Source organism: Proteus columbae (assembly GCF_009914335.1).
Taxonomy (GTDB): Bacteria; Pseudomonadota; Gammaproteobacteria; order Enterobacterales; family Enterobacteriaceae; genus Proteus.
Window position 1 is genome coordinate 3,997,415 of sequence record NZ_CP043925.1, and the last position, 15,500, is coordinate 4,012,914.

At 38.9% G+C, this 15,500-nt stretch carries 17 protein-coding genes; 12 read left to right on the forward strand and 5 right to left on the reverse strand.

Annotated features, from left to right (window positions below; translation table 11 throughout):
• Window positions 1–137 precede the first annotated feature (137 nt).
• Complete coding sequence (gene nudE, locus F1325_RS18575; protein WP_109374167.1) at window positions 138–686, forward strand: ADP compounds hydrolase NudE; 549 nt, start codon at window positions 138–140, stop codon at window positions 684–686.
• Window positions 687–736: 50 nt separating this feature from the next.
• Here nudE and mrcA read toward each other — a convergent pair whose 3' ends face one another.
• Window positions 737–3,271, reverse strand: coding sequence for a peptidoglycan glycosyltransferase/peptidoglycan DD-transpeptidase MrcA (mrcA, locus tag F1325_RS18580; RefSeq protein ID WP_109374166.1), 2,535 nt, complete (start codon window positions 3,269–3,271; stop codon window positions 737–739).
• Window positions 3,272–3,386: 115 nt separating this feature from the next.
• Here mrcA and F1325_RS18585 point away from each other — a divergent pair, with 115 nt between their 5' ends.
• From F1325_RS18585 to trpS, 11 genes are all read left to right on the forward strand, one after another.
• Window positions 3,387–4,211, forward strand: coding sequence for a hypothetical protein (locus F1325_RS18585; RefSeq protein WP_109374165.1), 825 nt, complete (start codon window positions 3,387–3,389; stop codon window positions 4,209–4,211).
• Complete coding sequence (locus tag F1325_RS18590) at window positions 4,199–4,768, forward strand: fimbrial assembly protein (RefSeq protein WP_160230822.1); 570 nt, start codon at window positions 4,199–4,201, stop codon at window positions 4,766–4,768. Before F1325_RS18585 ends, F1325_RS18590 begins: the two co-directional genes overlap by 13 nt.
• The gene (locus tag F1325_RS18595; protein ID WP_160230823.1) at window positions 4,765–5,295 is read left to right on the forward strand and encodes a hypothetical protein; all 531 of its coding nucleotides are present in this window, start codon (window positions 4,765–4,767) and stop codon (window positions 5,293–5,295) included. Before F1325_RS18590 ends, F1325_RS18595 begins: the two co-directional genes overlap by 4 nt.
• The gene (pilQ, locus tag F1325_RS18600) at window positions 5,292–6,395 is read left to right on the forward strand and encodes a type IV pilus secretin PilQ (RefSeq protein ID WP_109374162.1); all 1,104 of its coding nucleotides are present in this window, start codon (window positions 5,292–5,294) and stop codon (window positions 6,393–6,395) included. Before F1325_RS18595 ends, pilQ begins: the two co-directional genes overlap by 4 nt.
• Window positions 6,396–6,974: 579 nt before the next feature.
• Window positions 6,975–7,496 (forward strand): shikimate kinase AroK, encoded by a 522-nt coding sequence (gene aroK, locus F1325_RS18605; RefSeq protein WP_129586866.1) that lies wholly within the window; start codon window positions 6,975–6,977, stop codon window positions 7,494–7,496.
• A gap of 54 nt (window positions 7,497–7,550) precedes the next feature.
• Complete coding sequence (gene aroB / locus F1325_RS18610) at window positions 7,551–8,645, forward strand: 3-dehydroquinate synthase (protein WP_109374161.1); 1,095 nt, start codon at window positions 7,551–7,553, stop codon at window positions 8,643–8,645.
• Between the two features lie 170 nt (window positions 8,646–8,815).
• Window positions 8,816–9,757 carry an SPOR domain-containing protein gene (locus F1325_RS18615; RefSeq protein ID WP_109374160.1) on the forward strand — a complete coding sequence of 314 codons (942 nt, stop codon included), beginning with the start codon at window positions 8,816–8,818 and terminating at the stop codon, window positions 9,755–9,757.
• A gap of 82 nt (window positions 9,758–9,839) precedes the next feature.
• Entirely contained in the window at window positions 9,840–10,655 is an 816-nt protein-coding gene (gene dam / locus F1325_RS18620) for an adenine-specific DNA-methyltransferase (RefSeq protein ID WP_160230824.1), read from the forward strand.
• Window positions 10,656–10,699: 44 nt separating this feature from the next.
• A complete protein-coding gene (gene rpe, locus F1325_RS18625) occupies window positions 10,700–11,371 on the forward strand; it encodes a ribulose-phosphate 3-epimerase (RefSeq protein WP_109374158.1) in 672 nt (223 codons plus the stop codon).
• Window positions 11,371–12,060 carry a phosphoglycolate phosphatase gene (locus F1325_RS18630; RefSeq protein ID WP_109374157.1) on the forward strand — a complete coding sequence of 230 codons (690 nt, stop codon included), beginning with the start codon at window positions 11,371–11,373 and terminating at the stop codon, window positions 12,058–12,060. Before rpe ends, F1325_RS18630 begins: the two co-directional genes overlap by 1 nt.
• Before the next feature lie 21 nt (window positions 12,061–12,081).
• Window positions 12,082–13,110 carry a tryptophan--tRNA ligase gene (trpS, locus tag F1325_RS18635; protein WP_109374156.1) on the forward strand — a complete coding sequence of 343 codons (1,029 nt, stop codon included), beginning with the start codon at window positions 12,082–12,084 and terminating at the stop codon, window positions 13,108–13,110.
• A gap of 81 nt (window positions 13,111–13,191) precedes the next feature.
• Here the strand turns inward: trpS and F1325_RS18640 are convergent, their stop codons facing one another.
• The 4 genes from F1325_RS18640 to sodA all read right to left on the reverse strand — a co-directional run bounded on the left by F1325_RS18640 (window position 13,192) and on the right by sodA (window position 15,342).
• Window positions 13,192–13,473: a helix-turn-helix domain-containing protein gene (locus tag F1325_RS18640; RefSeq protein WP_109374155.1), complete on the reverse strand. Its 282-nt coding sequence runs from the start codon at window positions 13,471–13,473 to the stop codon at window positions 13,192–13,194.
• Window positions 13,454–13,783 carry a type II toxin-antitoxin system RelE/ParE family toxin gene (locus F1325_RS18645; RefSeq protein ID WP_109374154.1) on the reverse strand — a complete coding sequence of 110 codons (330 nt, stop codon included), beginning with the start codon at window positions 13,781–13,783 and terminating at the stop codon, window positions 13,454–13,456. The genes F1325_RS18640 and F1325_RS18645 overlap by 20 nt, the downstream gene beginning before the upstream one ends.
• A gap of 145 nt (window positions 13,784–13,928) precedes the next feature.
• Complete coding sequence (gene yiiM, locus F1325_RS18650; RefSeq protein WP_160230825.1) at window positions 13,929–14,603, reverse strand: 6-hydroxyaminopurine reductase; 675 nt, start codon at window positions 14,601–14,603, stop codon at window positions 13,929–13,931.
• 115 nt (window positions 14,604–14,718) lie between these two features.
• Window positions 14,719–15,342, reverse strand: coding sequence for a superoxide dismutase [Mn] (sodA, locus tag F1325_RS18655; protein WP_075672604.1), 624 nt, complete (start codon window positions 15,340–15,342; stop codon window positions 14,719–14,721).
• Between the last annotated feature and the right edge of the window lie 158 nt (window positions 15,343–15,500).

The following is a 15,500-nucleotide window of genomic DNA, read 5'->3' on the forward strand; positions in this document are numbered from 1 at the left end:
CTCAAAAAATCAATAAATAACTAGATTTGATAGCGGAGTGTACTCAATTTTCCTTTAAAAGCTAAATCTAATTGTTAGATTTATTTTGTCATTAATGTGTTAAATTCAGGTTAATCTCTATTCTGCCAGGGACTGTTATGAAAGAACTAAAAAAACCCAATATATTAAACATTGATAACATCGCCCGTTCTCGATTATTTCAGATCCAATCCGTTAATCTGGAGTTTAGCAACGGAGAAAAGCGCACTTATGAGCGAATGAAACCCGCTAATCGTGAAGCTGTTATGATTGTTCCTATTATTGATGACAATCTTATTCTTATTCGTGAATACGCCGTAGGTATCGAAAATTACGACTTTGGTTTTCCCAAAGGCGCCATTGATCCTGGTGAAAATGCCCTACAAGCCGCAAACCGCGAACTAAAAGAAGAAATTGGTTATGGTGCCCACTCATTAATAGAACTCGCAAAGCTTTCTATGGCGCCATCTTACTTTTCTAGCAAAATGAACATTGTCATTGCGCATGACCTTTATCCAGAGCAACTCGAAGGTGATGAGCCTGAGCCACTAATCCAAATACGTTGGCCTATCGCCAAAATGATGGATTTACTCGACCACCCAGATTTTACAGAAGCTCGTAGTGTCAGTGCTCTCTTCTTAGCTCACCGCTATCTATTACAAAAATAAATAGATAATAAAAAACCGGACTTTAACATCCGGTTTTTATTTTCGATTAATTAGAATAACTCGTTAGATTCGCCATTATCCTCAAAAATCTGTGTTCCTACTTCATTTTTTGCTCTTTCTGTCGGTTGAGTCCCATCAATAAAATATTCTTTCATTGAAGGACCATCACCTGCCAATTTTCCTGTTCTTCTATCAATTTGAACCGCCACAACACCTTTTGGTACAGGCATCATATTAACAGGGACACCATCCAGAGCCACTTTCATAAAGTCATTCCAAATAGGTTGCGCTGTTTTAGCACCCGCTTCACCACCACTCGCGGCAGTTCGACCTAAATTGCGGCTACTGTCATCAAAGCCAATCCAAGCTGTGGCAACAATATTGGCACCATACCCAGAGAACCATGCATCTTTAGAACTGTTTGTTGTTCCGGTCTTACCACCAATATCTTGGCGTTTAAGATCACGAACAGCACGCCAACCTGTGCCAGACCATCCCGGTTCACCCACAAGGTTTGTCCTTAATGCATCATGCATTAAGTAAGCCAATGGTGTGCTGATAACGTGTGGTGCATAAGGGCTTTCTTTTACAGTTTCAGCTAACGGTGCTTGTTCTAATTCAATTTCAGGCGTAGCAGCTGCTGGCTGAGATTTATTAGATTGAGCAACGTTTTCCATATAGTCATCAGATAACGCAATAGAACGCATGGTATCGCCGTAAATAACAGGGATATCAGTACAATCCGGGCAAGCTATCTTTGGTTTTGCAGTAAACAGCTCTTCACCATCAGCATTTTCAATACGTTGGATATAGTAAGGCTCAATGAGATATCCGCCGTTTGCCATAACAGCAAACCCTCGTACCATTTGCATTGGTGTAAATGATGGTGATCCTAATGCTAAAGATTCTGTTCTATCGATATTTTGATTAGGGAAACCAAAACGTAATAGATAATCAGCAGCATAATCCACGCCCATCGCGCGCATTGCACGTACCATCACCACGTTTTTAGACTGGCCTAAACCTTGACGTAAACGAATAGGACCGGCATAAGTTGGCGGTGAGTTTTTAGGGCGCCAATCTGTTCCTGCACCAGCATCCCAGCGGCTAATAGGTAAATCATTAAGCAGTGTCGATAACGTCAATCCTTTATCTAATGCAGCAGCATATAAGAAAGGTTTAATGTTTGAACCGACTTGGCGTAAAGATTGAGAAACTCGGTTAAATTTACTGATCTCAAAATCAAAACCACCAACAAGCGCAATAATCCCGCCATTGATAGGATCTAATGCAACAAATGCTGCATTAACACCCGGAAGTTGCGCTAGCACCCAACTTTTTTCGTTATTTTGACGTACCCAAATTTGCTCACCAACATGCACAACGGCATCAACTTTTGTTGGTGTTGCGCCTTGAGAGGTGTCAGAAATAAATTTACGTGCCCAACGAACCGCTTTTAAATCTAGCGTAATGTTGTCGCCCGTTTTTAAAATGACTTTGGCTTCTTTCGCATCAGCGGATAACACAACAGCTGGAATTAAAGGGCCATAAGTTTGGATCCCTTTTAATTTCTTGTTGATAGCTTCGTTATCCCATGGTGTTTGCCCTTCACTCCACAAAACTTCTTGAGCACCACGGTAACCATGACGCATGTCGTAGTCGATAACATTATCACGCAAGGCTTTTTCTGCCGCTAATTGATCTTTACGAACCACAGTGGTGTAAATTTTATAGCCATCAGTGTAGGCATTTTCACCATAACGCTCGTACATCTCCATACGCACCATTTCGGTTAGATAAGGCGCTGAGAAATCAATTTGAGGTGCGTGGTATTTTGCAACAATAGGCTCTGCTCTTGCACTTTCATATTGTGCGCGAGTGATATAGTTCTCTTCATACATACGCTGTAAAACGATATTACGACGTTTTAAGGCACGATCATAAGAATAAAGTGGGTTAAGTGTAGAAGGCGCTTTAGGTAAGCCAGCAATCACAGCCATTTCATTAAGGCTCAGATCGTGAACACTTTTACCAAAGTAAACATAAGCAGCGGCACCCACACCATAAGCACGATTACCCAGATAAATTTTATTTAAATACAGCGCTAAAATTTCATCTTTAGTGAGCTCTTTCTCAATGCGGATCGCCAAAAAGGCTTCTTTTATTTTGCGCATTAATTTCTTTTCAGGTGTTAAAAAGAAATTTCGAGCTAATTGTTGCGTAATGGTACTAGCGCCTTGAGAAGCTTGTCCTGATGTTAATGCCACTACAACAGCACGCGAGATCCCAATAGGGTCAATACCGTGGTGTTCACGAAAACGTGTATCTTCTGTTGCGATAAAAGCATTAATAAGTTGAGGAGGCATCTCCTCCAATGTTAGCGGTAAACGACGTTTCTCGCCGTATTGCGCAATCAACTCTCCGTCTGCACTAAATACCTGCATAGGGGTTTGTAAACGAACATCTTTTAATGTCGCGACATCGGGTAACTGAGGCTCAACATACTTATACATACCGTATATCGAGGCTGCTCCCAAAATTATGCAAGCAAAAACGAAGATGAAAAAATATTTTAAGAACTTCACCTTAAATTTCCCATGTATTGTGAATTGGGCGGTTTATAAACAAACAGTGCGTAGTATAAAGGTAACGCCTCTTTGAAAATAGGCAATTACTCATCAATAGATATGGATATCATTTATGGAAACACACAATTACCAGATTGGTATTGAAATTAACACTCATCATATCAATGCAGTTTTGGTATTTCAGCAGAATAAACAATGGAAGATCAGTGCATTTTGGCAATTCCCTTTACCTCTTAATGACGATTTAAATGATATAAAATTAAGAAAAATCCTAATAGATTGGCGTAAAAAATTACCTTCTATTAATAATGTTACGCTTTCTCTACCGGATATTTATGAAAACTATCAAATTATCCCTCTGCCTAATGCAGTTTCCCTTACATCAGCAGCATGTTATCGGTTAGCGCAACTACGAGCCACATCTTACACACAAAATACGAAAATCCCTGTTAATTTTGATTATCGGCAAAATAAGGGGAAACTCGCTATTCACCTGTGCCATAAAACGATTTTAGATAAGTATATTGACTTATTTTCTCGAATAAACTTAACAATAACTGCGATTGATACCCCAGCGTGTGCACTACGCTATTTAGCAACTTACCTTGGCATCTCACCTCAGAATCCCCTTTTGTACTGTAAAAACAAAACGCTACTTTGGGTATCATCTGATGAAAATATGCCCCACTACGGCACTCTCACCTATGAAAACCAACAAGAGCAACAAGCTTATATTTATCAGTTAATAGAAAAATACCATTGGCCATTAAAACAGTGTTACTTAACGGGTGATAATGAAGAATATTTTAGCCAGTTGATGCCTATTTGGCCCTATCTTTCCCTCGACTTATTTAAAACAACGTCAGATAAAGATCTCATTCCATTTGTTGCATTAGGTTTGGCATTACGCCCTGAAGAGGTGTTATGTATCAAGTAAATTACCTACCTTGGCGCTACAGCTTATTTAGACAAAAAGCATTGTTATGGCTTTCTCAAACGCTATCATTGGTCACGATCACTTTCGTTATTTGTAGCTATTACACCTACCATTTGGCACAGAAACGATCACTCATAACAGATCAACAACGCCAAACTCAACAACAAGAAGATTTATTACTAAAACAGATCGATATATATCAAACACAGAAAAAACAGACACTTTTACACTATCAGCACTATTCACTCTATTATCAAAACTGGTTGCGCTATTTACATTACATTCGCTTCTTTCGAGCTATCGAAACCCATCTTCCCTCAACTGGTTGGATTAACCACTATGGTGAGGCAGATAATCAACGCTCACTGCATCTCACACTCCCCAATACACAATCACTCTCCTTTATTAGCAACCTTAAAAGTCATCCTGTTTTAGCCTCTTTAACGTTGAGTTATTTACAACAAAGCAAAACTGATCCGTCTTACACAGAAGTGCATTTAAACGGAAAATCAGAAGAACAAGAGCGATGGAATGAAGAAGATGAGGGAAACCAATGAAAATAAATGCACAATGGTTGTTACTTATTGCGTTTCTACCTAAGTGGAAACTCACTTTACTGAGCTTAACGATACCTTTTATTACCCTGCTATTTTATTACCTCTTTATCTACACCGACTACCAGCAAGAGATAGCCCAACAACACCTAGAAATAGCACAAAGACTAAAGCGCATTAATCACTACCAAAGCACATTAGACACAATGCCATCTATTAATTCACTAATCACACAACAAATAGATTATGACATTCTATTCGATAACCCACCGGTTAGTGAGCAATTACAACGCTTTCTAATGACTTATCATTTTATACCAGAGATTTGGGAAAACACGCCTAACTCTTTATATAAACTCACTTTTACATTGTCTTACCCACAGTTTTTAACACTATTGGAATACCTCAGTCAAACAAGTTTAGCGCTGATCTCTCTGAATATTGTTCCAATAAAACCCCATCTAATTTCAGTACAAATGAGCTTTACAGAGCTAAGTTATCCTAGTGCAATACAGGGTGATATATCATGAAGATAGGAATTTTAATCGTCATATTATATATGATGACAACCACCATTTGGGCTCACACTCGAGACCCCTTCTTTCCTGAGAATAGCGATGATGAAAAGATATCATCTACCTTTATTGAAGAGCGAACATCTACTACAGAACAACCTGAAGAATTACATCACCAACTTTATCCTTTAAATTATGCTGATGCTGAGAGACTAGGCGAACAACTAAGTGATCACACTATTCCATTACTAAGTCAGCAGGGGCGAGTTATTATTGATAGAGAAGCGAATAGTCTTTCAATAGTTGATAATAGTAAAGCACTATCTGAAATTGGGGATTGGCTAAAATTACGGGACACCCCACAACAACAAGTTCATATCACAGCACATATTGTGAGTAGCAGTCAGGATGCTCTAAATGAATTAGGTACTCAATGGGGATTACAAGCATTAAAAACACAAACCGAAGCCGCATCTACAATACCTAATGCTATTTCAACAACCTCCTCGCTTAATTCAGCGCTATCAACTCCTTCACTTTCTGCATTATCACTCCATCAAAACACCAAAAACCCTCTTCACTATATTGCATTTAATATTGCCAGAATTAATGGGCGCCTATTAGAGCTTGAATTAAGTGCGTTAGAACAAGAGAAACAGTTATCTATTATTGCCAGTCCGCGGCTAACAACCGCTCATGAAAAAACAGCCTCCATCAAACAAGGAACGGAGATCCCCTATGTCAGTCGAGATAATGAAATCACACGAGTTCAATTTAAAGAAGCCGTCTTGGGTATGGAAGTAACGCCCATTATTCAAAGAAATAAAAAGATAAGGTTAATACTTAAAATTAGTCAAAACACACCAGGTATTGCACTTGTTCAAGGCGGAAGTGAACATCTTTCTATTGATAAACAAGAGATCAGCACAGAAGTGACTATTCACGATGGAGAAACCATTATGTTAGGAGGTATATTTCAGCAAAAGCAACAAGAACACACAGCAAAGATCCCCTTCTTATCCTCTATTCCATTACTAGGCGTACTTTTCAGTCATAAAAGAGATCAACACAGTCGCCATGAATTGGTTATTTTTATTACACCCAAATTAATATAATTTTTTATGTGATAAATAGTTTTATTATAAAATACAAAGCACTACATGTTTTTCACTAGAGTAAAACTGAGAGTTATTCATTGTTTTTTCTTATAATCAGTATTTATAGATTTGACGATGAGGACGATTTAGCTTACAAGGGTTAGCTAATTTGAGTGAGCCTGAAACATCACAATAAAAATACGGATACATTTTATGCACTTCCTCTATTCTTGGAGGTAGGGCTTTTTATATGTAATATTGATCGATTGATGACGAAAAAGACAATATTATCAGATGCGGTTTTCCGACTAAATTGTGTTAGAATCTCCGCGTTGCCAACAAAGATAATTACTTTTTTAGTAGTTTTTGTTATGTACTGTGGGCAAAGGGATTTTTATCCTATGTTGTCGCTTATGACAGCATGTGGTTATTTTATAGCGATCTACTGAAAGAACTCAGTCTTATTATGAGAGTAGATAACAAATGTTATCAGGTGTGAATTAGATAAACACTCATAAATTTCAGTTTAGGTCCCGTCGCTGAATGAATTTGGCGGGGCGGGTTATCATTAACGAATATCTTAGTAATACCAAAAACATGGCAGAGAAACGTAATATCTTTCTGGTTGGGCCTATGGGTGCCGGCAAAAGCACTATTGGTCGTCAGTTAGCTCAACAACTTAGTATGGAGTTTTATGATTCCGATCAGGAAATTGAGCGGCGTACAGGTGCAGATGTAGGTTGGGTATTTGATGTTGAAGGCGAAGAAGGCTTCCGTCAACGAGAAGAAAAAATAATCAACGAACTCACTGAAAAGCAAGGCATTGTGTTAGCAACAGGTGGTGGTTCGGTGATATCGCGAGAAACCCGTAACAGATTATCTGCACGCGGTGTGGTTGTTTATTTAGAAACCAACATCGAAAAGCAGCTCGCGCGTACCCAACGTGATAAAAAACGTCCTTTATTGCAAGGTGTTGAACCTGTGCGCGATGTCTTAGAGACATTAGCTGAAGAACGTAATCCTCTTTATGAAGAAATTGCTGACATCACTATTCATACTGATGATCAGAGTGCAAAAATTGTAGCCAATCAAATAATTGAATTATTAGAACAAAACTAATAAATTCAGCTATTTATAAGGTTAAGTAAAGACAATAAGAAGAAGGCCACTGTTATGGAAAAAATCACTGTCACATTAGGTGAAAGAAGCTATCCCATTACCATTGCTTCTGGCCTTTTTCATCAAGAAGATACCTTTTTACCTTTAAAATCAGGGCAGCAAGTTATGATAGTCACAAACGTGACACTTGCTCCACTCTATTTAGAAAAGGTAACGGACACCTTAAAAAAACAGGGTGTTTTGGTTGATAGCGTAATTTTGCCTGATGGCGAACAATATAAATCGCTTGAAATCATGAATGATGTCTTTACTGCATTATTAGAAAAAAATCACAATCGAGATACAACACTTATCGCATTAGGCGGTGGTGTTATTGGTGATCTAACTGGTTTTGCCGCAGCAAGCTATCAACGTGGCGTTCGCTTTATCCAAGTACCAACAACACTATTGTCACAAGTCGATTCTTCTGTTGGTGGAAAAACCGCAGTTAATCATCCTCTTGGCAAAAATATGATTGGTGCGTTTTATCAGCCCGCTTCTGTTGTTATCGATCTCGATTGTCTTGCCACATTACCGCCTCGTGAACTTTCATCAGGTTTAGCTGAAGTTATTAAATATGGCATCATTTTAGATAAAGACTTTTTTATCTGGCTTGAAAATAATATTGATAAACTCTTGGCTCTTGATCCTAAAGCCATGGCATTTTGTATCCGTCGTTGCTGTGAGCTAAAAGCTGACGTCGTTGCTGCTGATGAAAAAGAAACAAGTGGCTTACGCGCACTACTCAACCTTGGCCATACCTATGGACATGCCATTGAAGCCCATATGGGATATGGTGTTTGGTTGCATGGTGAAGCCGTTGCCGCAGGTATGGTAATGGCGGCAAGAACATCTCAAGCACTTGGTCAATTCACTGAAGAAGAGACTCAACGTGTTATTCAATTGCTTGAGAGAGCCAATCTCCCCGTCAATGGTCCTATTGAAATGACACCTGATGACTATTTACCTCATATGATGAGAGATAAAAAAGTATCTGGTGGCAAATTACACCTTGTTTTGCCAAAAGGTATCGGTCAATCCGAATTACGTGCCGATATTACTCGCGAACAAGTCCACAAAGCGATAACATCTTGCATTAATGCAAATTAAGCTCCCCATTACCTGACAAGCAATAAACTAGAATATTCATTTAAGGAAAATTCTGGTTAATATTGTCAAATGCAACGTTTCAGAAAAAGCGTTTCATCCTTATACTATGAGGTAATGGCTAAGGCTGAATAGAATATTTTTCGCTTTTTGACGCTCTGACGGAGGGCATAATGGACGAGTTCAAACCTGATAATGAAACCAAGGGTGATAATTCACTCAAACCTGATACTTCGGATAGACCTGAACGTCGAACCAACCGACCTCGTAACAATCCATTAAAAAACGCACGATTCTCTGTATCCCGTCAACAGATGATGATTGGTGCAGGTGTTTTAGTCCTTATTCTGCTAATTATCGCAATAAGTTCAGCATTAAAATCACCAGAAACAACTGAACCTGCGCCTTCGACCAATACGGAAAGAAATATCGACCTATCTCAACAACCGTCATCCGTTACGCCTTCAGAAAATGGTCAGCCATCAACACCTCAATCTATTTCTGGGCAAGAGATACAGCCTGCAACACCACCTTCACAAAATTTACCTCCAATGATTGATTCGCAAGGTCAACGTGTTGAGATCCCTGGAGATATCGTTGATTCTTTAAATCAACAACAAGCAGGTATTAATCAAGCCACTAATCAGCAGCAATTAAATGCGCAACAGCCACAACCCGTGCAGCCTGTCACACAACCACCTGCAACTAAGCCAGTGCAACCCGTACAAAAACCGGCTGAAGTAAAAACACCACCGACAAAACCTGTAACACCACCAGCAACAACGCAGCCTAAACCTGCAACGACTAAACCTGTTGTTTCAGGCTCATTATCAGCAAGTAATTTAAGCACTATCCCTGCCACTAACTATACTTTGCAATTAAGTGGTGCAAGTCGCCAAGATACCTTAGAGGCTTTCGCTAAAAAGAACCTCAATGGAAACTACACTATTTACAAAACACAGCGTAATGGTAATCCATGGTATGTACTCATCTATGGAAATTATCGTAATATAAGTGAAGCCAAGCAGGCTGTTTCTTCATTACCTGCGCCAGTACAAGCAAAACAACCTTGGGTTAGACCGATGAAACATGTTCATCAGGATCTAAAAAAATAATTAAGACGAAGTTCACCGCTGATATGCTGTCTGAAACAGAGTACAATCGGCGACTCTGAAACGATTGAGAAATTTGGACGGCATGAAAAAAAAACGCGCATTCCTAAAATGGGCTGGTGGTAAATATCCTTTGGTAGATGACATTAAACGTCATCTGCCTGAGGGTAATTGTTTAATTGAACCTTTTATGGGTGCCGGTTCTGTTTTTTTAAATACAGAATACGATTCATATATTCTTGCCGATATAAATAGTGATCTAATTCATCTCTATAATACGGTAAAGCAACATCCTGAAAAATTTATGAAGGATGCTCGCTTATTATTTACCCCTCAAATGAATATCGCAGAAGAGTTCTATCAACTACGACAAGAATTTAATCGTTCAACGGACGCTTATCAGCGTAGTGTATTATTTCTCTATCTTAACCGTCATTGCTACAATGGGCTGTGTCGTTATAATTCAAAAGGTGAATACAATGTCCCTTTTGGTCGTTATAAAAAACCTTATTTTCCTGAAGCAGAGCTAATTTGGTTTTCTGAAAAAGCACAAAAAGCCGAATTTGTTTGCCAAAGCTATTCATCAACGATGACAAATGCAAAAAAAGGTGCCGTTGTTTATTGCGATCCTCCTTATGCACCGTTATCACCGACTGCAAATTTTACGTCATACCATACAAATAGCTTTAGTTTTCAAGAGCAGGAACATCTGGCTCAACTGGCCTCAATGCTGGCTTACGAGAGACAGATACCCGTGTTAATATCAAATCATGAGACTGCGTTAACAAAAGAGTGGTATGTAGACGCAAAAGAGCTACACAGTGTGAAAGTCAGAAGAACAATCAGTAGCAACACACTTGGTCGTAGCAAAGTGAACGAATTACTTGCCTTATATAAATAATCGTTAACACCTCCCGACAATGGGAGTGTTGTCTGGAGAATGCGATGAAAGATTTTCTGATTGCCCCTTCTATTTTATCCGCTGATTTTGCTCGCCTTGGCGAAGACACTGAAAAAGTGCTCGCAGCTGGCGCAGATGTTGTCCACTTTGATGTTATGGATAACCACTATGTACCGAACCTAACGTTTGGTGCACCAATTTGTAAGGCTCTGCGCAACTACGGTATTACAGCGCCCATTGATGTTCACCTAATGGTTAAACCCGTTGATCGCATCATCCCTGATTTTGCAGAAGCTGGCGCAACGTATATCTCATTTCACGCTGAAGCCAGTGACCACGTTGACCGTACAATTCAACTAATAAAAGATTGTGGTTGTAAAGCAGGCTTAGTGCTTAACCCAGCAACCCCATTAAATTATCTCGATTATGTAATGGATAAATTAGATCTTATTCTGCTGATGTCTGTTAACCCAGGCTTTGGTGGTCAATCATTTATTCCTAACACCCTCGATAAATTACGCCAAGTTCGTAAAATGATCGATGATGGTGGTTATGACATTCGTTTAGAAATTGATGGTGGTGTTAAAGTCGATAATATCGCTGAAATTGCCCAAGCAGGTGCAGATATGTTCGTTGCTGGCTCAGCTATTTTCAATCAACCAGATTATAAGCATGTTATTGACAATATGCGTCGCGAATTAGAAAAGGTATCGTAATGACAGACAAAAAACTCAAAGGCATTCGTGCTATCGCCTTTGATCTTGATGGCACACTCACTGACAGCGCTGTTGGACTAACAGAAGCAACAGATTACGCATTAACATCAAAAGGTTTTGCACCTGCTGGTAAACATAATGTCACAATTTGGGTGGGTAATGGCGTTGATATGCTACTTACACGCGCTTTGCATAACGCTGGCGTAGAAGATGTCACAGAAACCTTATTAAAAGAGATGCGTGACCTTTTTGATGAACATTATGCAACATCGGTCAAAACAGGCAGTGATTTATTCCCACACGTCAAAGAAACGCTTGAAGTATTAGCTTCACATAACATTCCATTAGGTATCGTCACCAATAAGCCTTCACCCTTTATTGCGCCACTATTACAGCAACTGAAAATTGATAAATATTTTTCCTTAGTACTAGGGGGAGATGATGTCAAAGAAAAAAAACCACATCCAGCACCATTATATTTAACAATGGGTACATTTGGTGTTAAAAAGGAAGAACTCCTTTTTGTTGGGGATTCTCGCAACGACATTATTGCAGCACAAGCGGCTGAGTGCCCTTGCGTAGGTTTAACCTATGGCTATAACTATGGCGTCTCTATTGCAGACAGCAAACCTGATTATACACTCGATAATTTTGCTGACTTGCTATCAATCCTCGACATCACGCAATGACAACTGTGGAACAGAATTAAGATGACGACTTCAGTAGAAAAAACGGCACAAAAGCCAATTGTATTCAGTGGTGCACAACCTTCTGGTGAACTCACTATTGGTAACTACATGGGTGCATTACGTCAATGGGTACAAATGCAAGATGACTATGATTGCATTTACTGTATCGTTGACCAACACGCCATTACAGTTCGTCAAGATCCAAAAGAACTTAGAAAAAGAACCTTAGATACGCTGGCTCTTTATCTTGCTTGCGGTATTGATCCAGAAAAAAGCACTATTTTTGTTCAGTCACATGTTCCACAACATGCACAATTAAGCTGGGCACTTAACTGCTATACCTATTTTGGTGAATTGAGCCGAATGACTCAATTTAAAGATAAATCAGCGCGCCACGCCGAAAATATCAATGCAGGGCTATTCGACTATCCTGTATTAATGGCGGCAGATATTCTTATCTATCAAACAAACCAAGTCCCTGTTGGTATCGACCAAAAACAACATCTTGAATTAAGCCGTGATATTGCTCAGCGCTTTAATGCTATTTATGGCGATATATTCACCGTACCAGATCCTTTTATTCCAAAAGGCGGCGCTCGTGTGATGGCATTACAAGATCCGACTAAAAAAATGTCTAAATCTGATGATAACCGTAATAACGTTATCGCATTGCTTGAAGATCCAAAAGCAGCAGCGAAAAAGATCAAACGAGCAATGACTGACTCAGAAGAGCCACCTCGTGTTATTTACGATCTTGAAAATAAAGCAGGTGTGTCTAACTTACTCGATATCTTAGCGGGTGTTACAGGTAAAACTATTCCTGAATTAGAAGCTGAATTTGAAGGCCAAATGTACGGTCATCTAAAAGGTGCTGTCGCTGATGCGGTATCTGAAATGCTAACCAACATTCAAGAACGTTTTAACACATTCCGTAATGATGAAGCATTGCTTAATAAAATCATGAAAGAAGGTGCTGATAAAGCCAAAACTCGCGCTCAAGCAACCTTAGACAAGGTTTATGATGCGATTGGATTTATCGCACATCCGTAATTTTTCGTTAATACATAAAAAAACACCCCAAAGTTGGTGTCCAACTTTTGGGGTGCAGTTCATGTTTAGGGAGGTGTTTTTTTAGTAAAGAGGAATTATTGGGTTCTTAATACCACAAGCGTAGGCATATCTCGCTAAGGTATCTATACTCGCTTTAGTAATATTATTTTCTATTCTAGTAATTACTGGCGGTGTTACACCCATTCGCTCAGCAACTTGCGCTTTTGTCAAATTATCGCGTTTACGCCATTGGGCCAGTGTATCTCTCAATTTTTCCTTACGCGTTTCGTCATCCCAAGCCACTCGATATTCTTCATCTTCCATCATCTCATTATGTAATTCTTTATGACTTCTCAATTTCATTGAGCACCTCCATCAATCGTTTTTGGGCGATCTCAATCTCTTTCTTCGATATTTTTTGCGTTTTCTTAATAAAAATACGAAGCATAACAACAGTGTTTCTTTTATGGTATATCCATATACCTCTAGCAATATCAGTCCCCATAGTACGGATCTCGAAAAGACCATTTCCTAAATATTTTGTATCAGGCTCTCTTAATAAACGAGCATCGTGCTCTATCTTAGTAATAAGTTTATCGTATTTAACTCGTATTTGAATAGGTAACTCTAATACTTCATCCCAAGCGTTTGGGTGATATAAAATTTCAAACACGAGCTTTTCCTTAACGTAAAAATTAGCCTATAAGCTAATTTTATGCAAGGTTAAATTAGCCCACAAGCTAATTTTATGCAAGGTTAAATTAGCCCACAAGCTAATTTTTATTGATAATACTGTTAATTATCAATTAGATAATTATTTATCTCTTAAACAGCCGTCTATCAAAGCTCTCAATAGTTTGATTTTGCAGTCTTAACTGCATAGTCTTACTCCAACTCGCTGATAATCCTGCCGCACTTAATAAACGATGATAAAGCTCTTCATCAAAAGGCATATGAAAAGCAATAGAAATAGCTTCTTTAACAGAGACATCACTGTTTCTTGAAACTAACACAAGAGGATGATGACTCCCTGTTTCTCCCGCACTCACAACACGATATAACCAACCACAATAACCACTATCTTGTATAATTTGCGAAAAATTACTGACTTCTGTCACTGTGTTAAGTTTGTAGCAAGGAGAGCGAGGTTGAGTCACTTGAATTAATGCAGTTCCCCATTGATAAATATCCCCAATAAAGACATTCTCTTCTGTCATGCCTGTTGTTGAGATATTTTCCCCAAATGCAGGGGCATGGAAAAAATCGACTAATTGTGGAAATTGCTCTGACCAATAGAGGTAGTGCTCTCGAGGATAATGACAAAGTGCGCGATCAGGACCACCGTGAAAACTCTTTTCTGCTTGCTCATCATCTTCTAATCCCAGTGATGTCAATTTGATATGGCCATCCACCAGCCTTTTGGTGATCGCACTGGTAAATCCATTAGATGTTGTTGTGATATTACCGATAAAAACACTAGGAAAATAACGCATAGCTCACTACCTAAACAGAAAAAGATAACTCATAGTAAAGATAGTGTTCAAAAGAAACAATGCCGACAAATGTCGGCATTGAAAATATAAAAAAGAAAGGATGTTATCTACTCAATTATGCTTTGCTCTGAAAACGTTTTTGCGCTTCGTCCCAGTTAACGACGGACCAGAACGCTTTAATATAATCAGGGCGGCGATTTTGATATTTCAAGTAGTAAGCATGTTCCCACACATCTAACCCTACAATTGGGTAACCTGATGCGCCAGCTAACTCTTCACCCATTAATGGGCTATCTTGGTTTGCAGTAGAAACTACCGCAAGTTTGCCATCGTCTTTTAATACCAGCCAAGCCCAACCTGAACCAAAACGGCTCGCAGCCGCTTTTTCAAATAACTCTTTAAAGGCATCAACGCTACCAAAGTCGCGCTCAATCGCATCTTTTAGTGAACCTTGTAATTGAGTACCTAGCTTCAAACCTTTCCAGAATAATGAGTGGTTAGAGTGACCACCAGCGTTATTACGTAAAAAAGTACGTTGATCAGCAGGCACTTTATGAAGATTTTTAACTAATTCATCAATCTCTAAGCCAGCAAGCTCAGGTAATTTTTCTAATGCTGTATTGGTATTATTCACATAAGTTTGATGATGCTTAGTATGGTGAATTTCCATTGTACGCTCATCAAAGTGAGGCTCTAATGCATCATAAGCATAAGGCAGTGCAGGTAATGTATAGCTCATATTAATCTCCAGTGCTGTTTTATCTTGGATCACATCATGTGATTTATCTTTTCATTTCATTATAGTGAAAAAAACGTTAATGAAAATCATTATCATATCCATATTATTTTTGTGGTTTTTTTATCCAACACGGTTAAATTAATTTTCACAGTATATTA

What these genes read in the sequence shown, in the direction of transcription:
- nudE (WP_109374167.1), top strand. Translation starts at nt 138, where the DNA reads ATGAAAGAACTAAAAAAACCCAATATATTAAACATTGATAACATCGCC.
- trpS (WP_109374156.1), top strand. Translation starts at nt 12,082, where the DNA reads ATGACGACTTCAGTAGAAAAAACGGCACAAAAGCCAATTGTATTCAGT.
- F1325_RS18640 (WP_109374155.1), bottom strand. Translation starts at nt 13,473, where the DNA reads ATGAAATTGAGAAGTCATAAAGAATTACATAATGAGATGATGGAAGAT.
- aroB (WP_109374161.1), top strand. Translation starts at nt 7,551, where the DNA reads ATGGAAAAAATCACTGTCACATTAGGTGAAAGAAGCTATCCCATTACC.
- F1325_RS18590 (WP_160230822.1), top strand. Translation starts at nt 4,199, where the DNA reads ATGTATCAAGTAAATTACCTACCTTGGCGCTACAGCTTATTTAGACAA.
- aroK (WP_129586866.1), top strand. Translation starts at nt 6,975, where the DNA reads ATGGCAGAGAAACGTAATATCTTTCTGGTTGGGCCTATGGGTGCCGGC.
- sodA (WP_075672604.1), bottom strand. Translation starts at nt 15,342, where the DNA reads ATGAGCTATACATTACCTGCACTGCCTTATGCTTATGATGCATTAGAG.
- F1325_RS18630 (WP_109374157.1), top strand. Translation starts at nt 11,371, where the DNA reads ATGACAGACAAAAAACTCAAAGGCATTCGTGCTATCGCCTTTGATCTT.
- yiiM (WP_160230825.1), bottom strand. Translation starts at nt 14,603, where the DNA reads ATGCGTTATTTTCCTAGTGTTTTTATCGGTAATATCACAACAACATCT.
- pilQ (WP_109374162.1), top strand. Translation starts at nt 5,292, where the DNA reads ATGAAGATAGGAATTTTAATCGTCATATTATATATGATGACAACCACC.
- F1325_RS18595 (WP_160230823.1), top strand. Translation starts at nt 4,765, where the DNA reads ATGAAAATAAATGCACAATGGTTGTTACTTATTGCGTTTCTACCTAAG.
- rpe (WP_109374158.1), top strand. Translation starts at nt 10,700, where the DNA reads ATGAAAGATTTTCTGATTGCCCCTTCTATTTTATCCGCTGATTTTGCT.
- F1325_RS18615 (WP_109374160.1), top strand. Translation starts at nt 8,816, where the DNA reads ATGGACGAGTTCAAACCTGATAATGAAACCAAGGGTGATAATTCACTC.
- F1325_RS18585 (WP_109374165.1), top strand. Translation starts at nt 3,387, where the DNA reads ATGGAAACACACAATTACCAGATTGGTATTGAAATTAACACTCATCAT.
- dam (WP_160230824.1), top strand. Translation starts at nt 9,840, where the DNA reads ATGAAAAAAAAACGCGCATTCCTAAAATGGGCTGGTGGTAAATATCCT.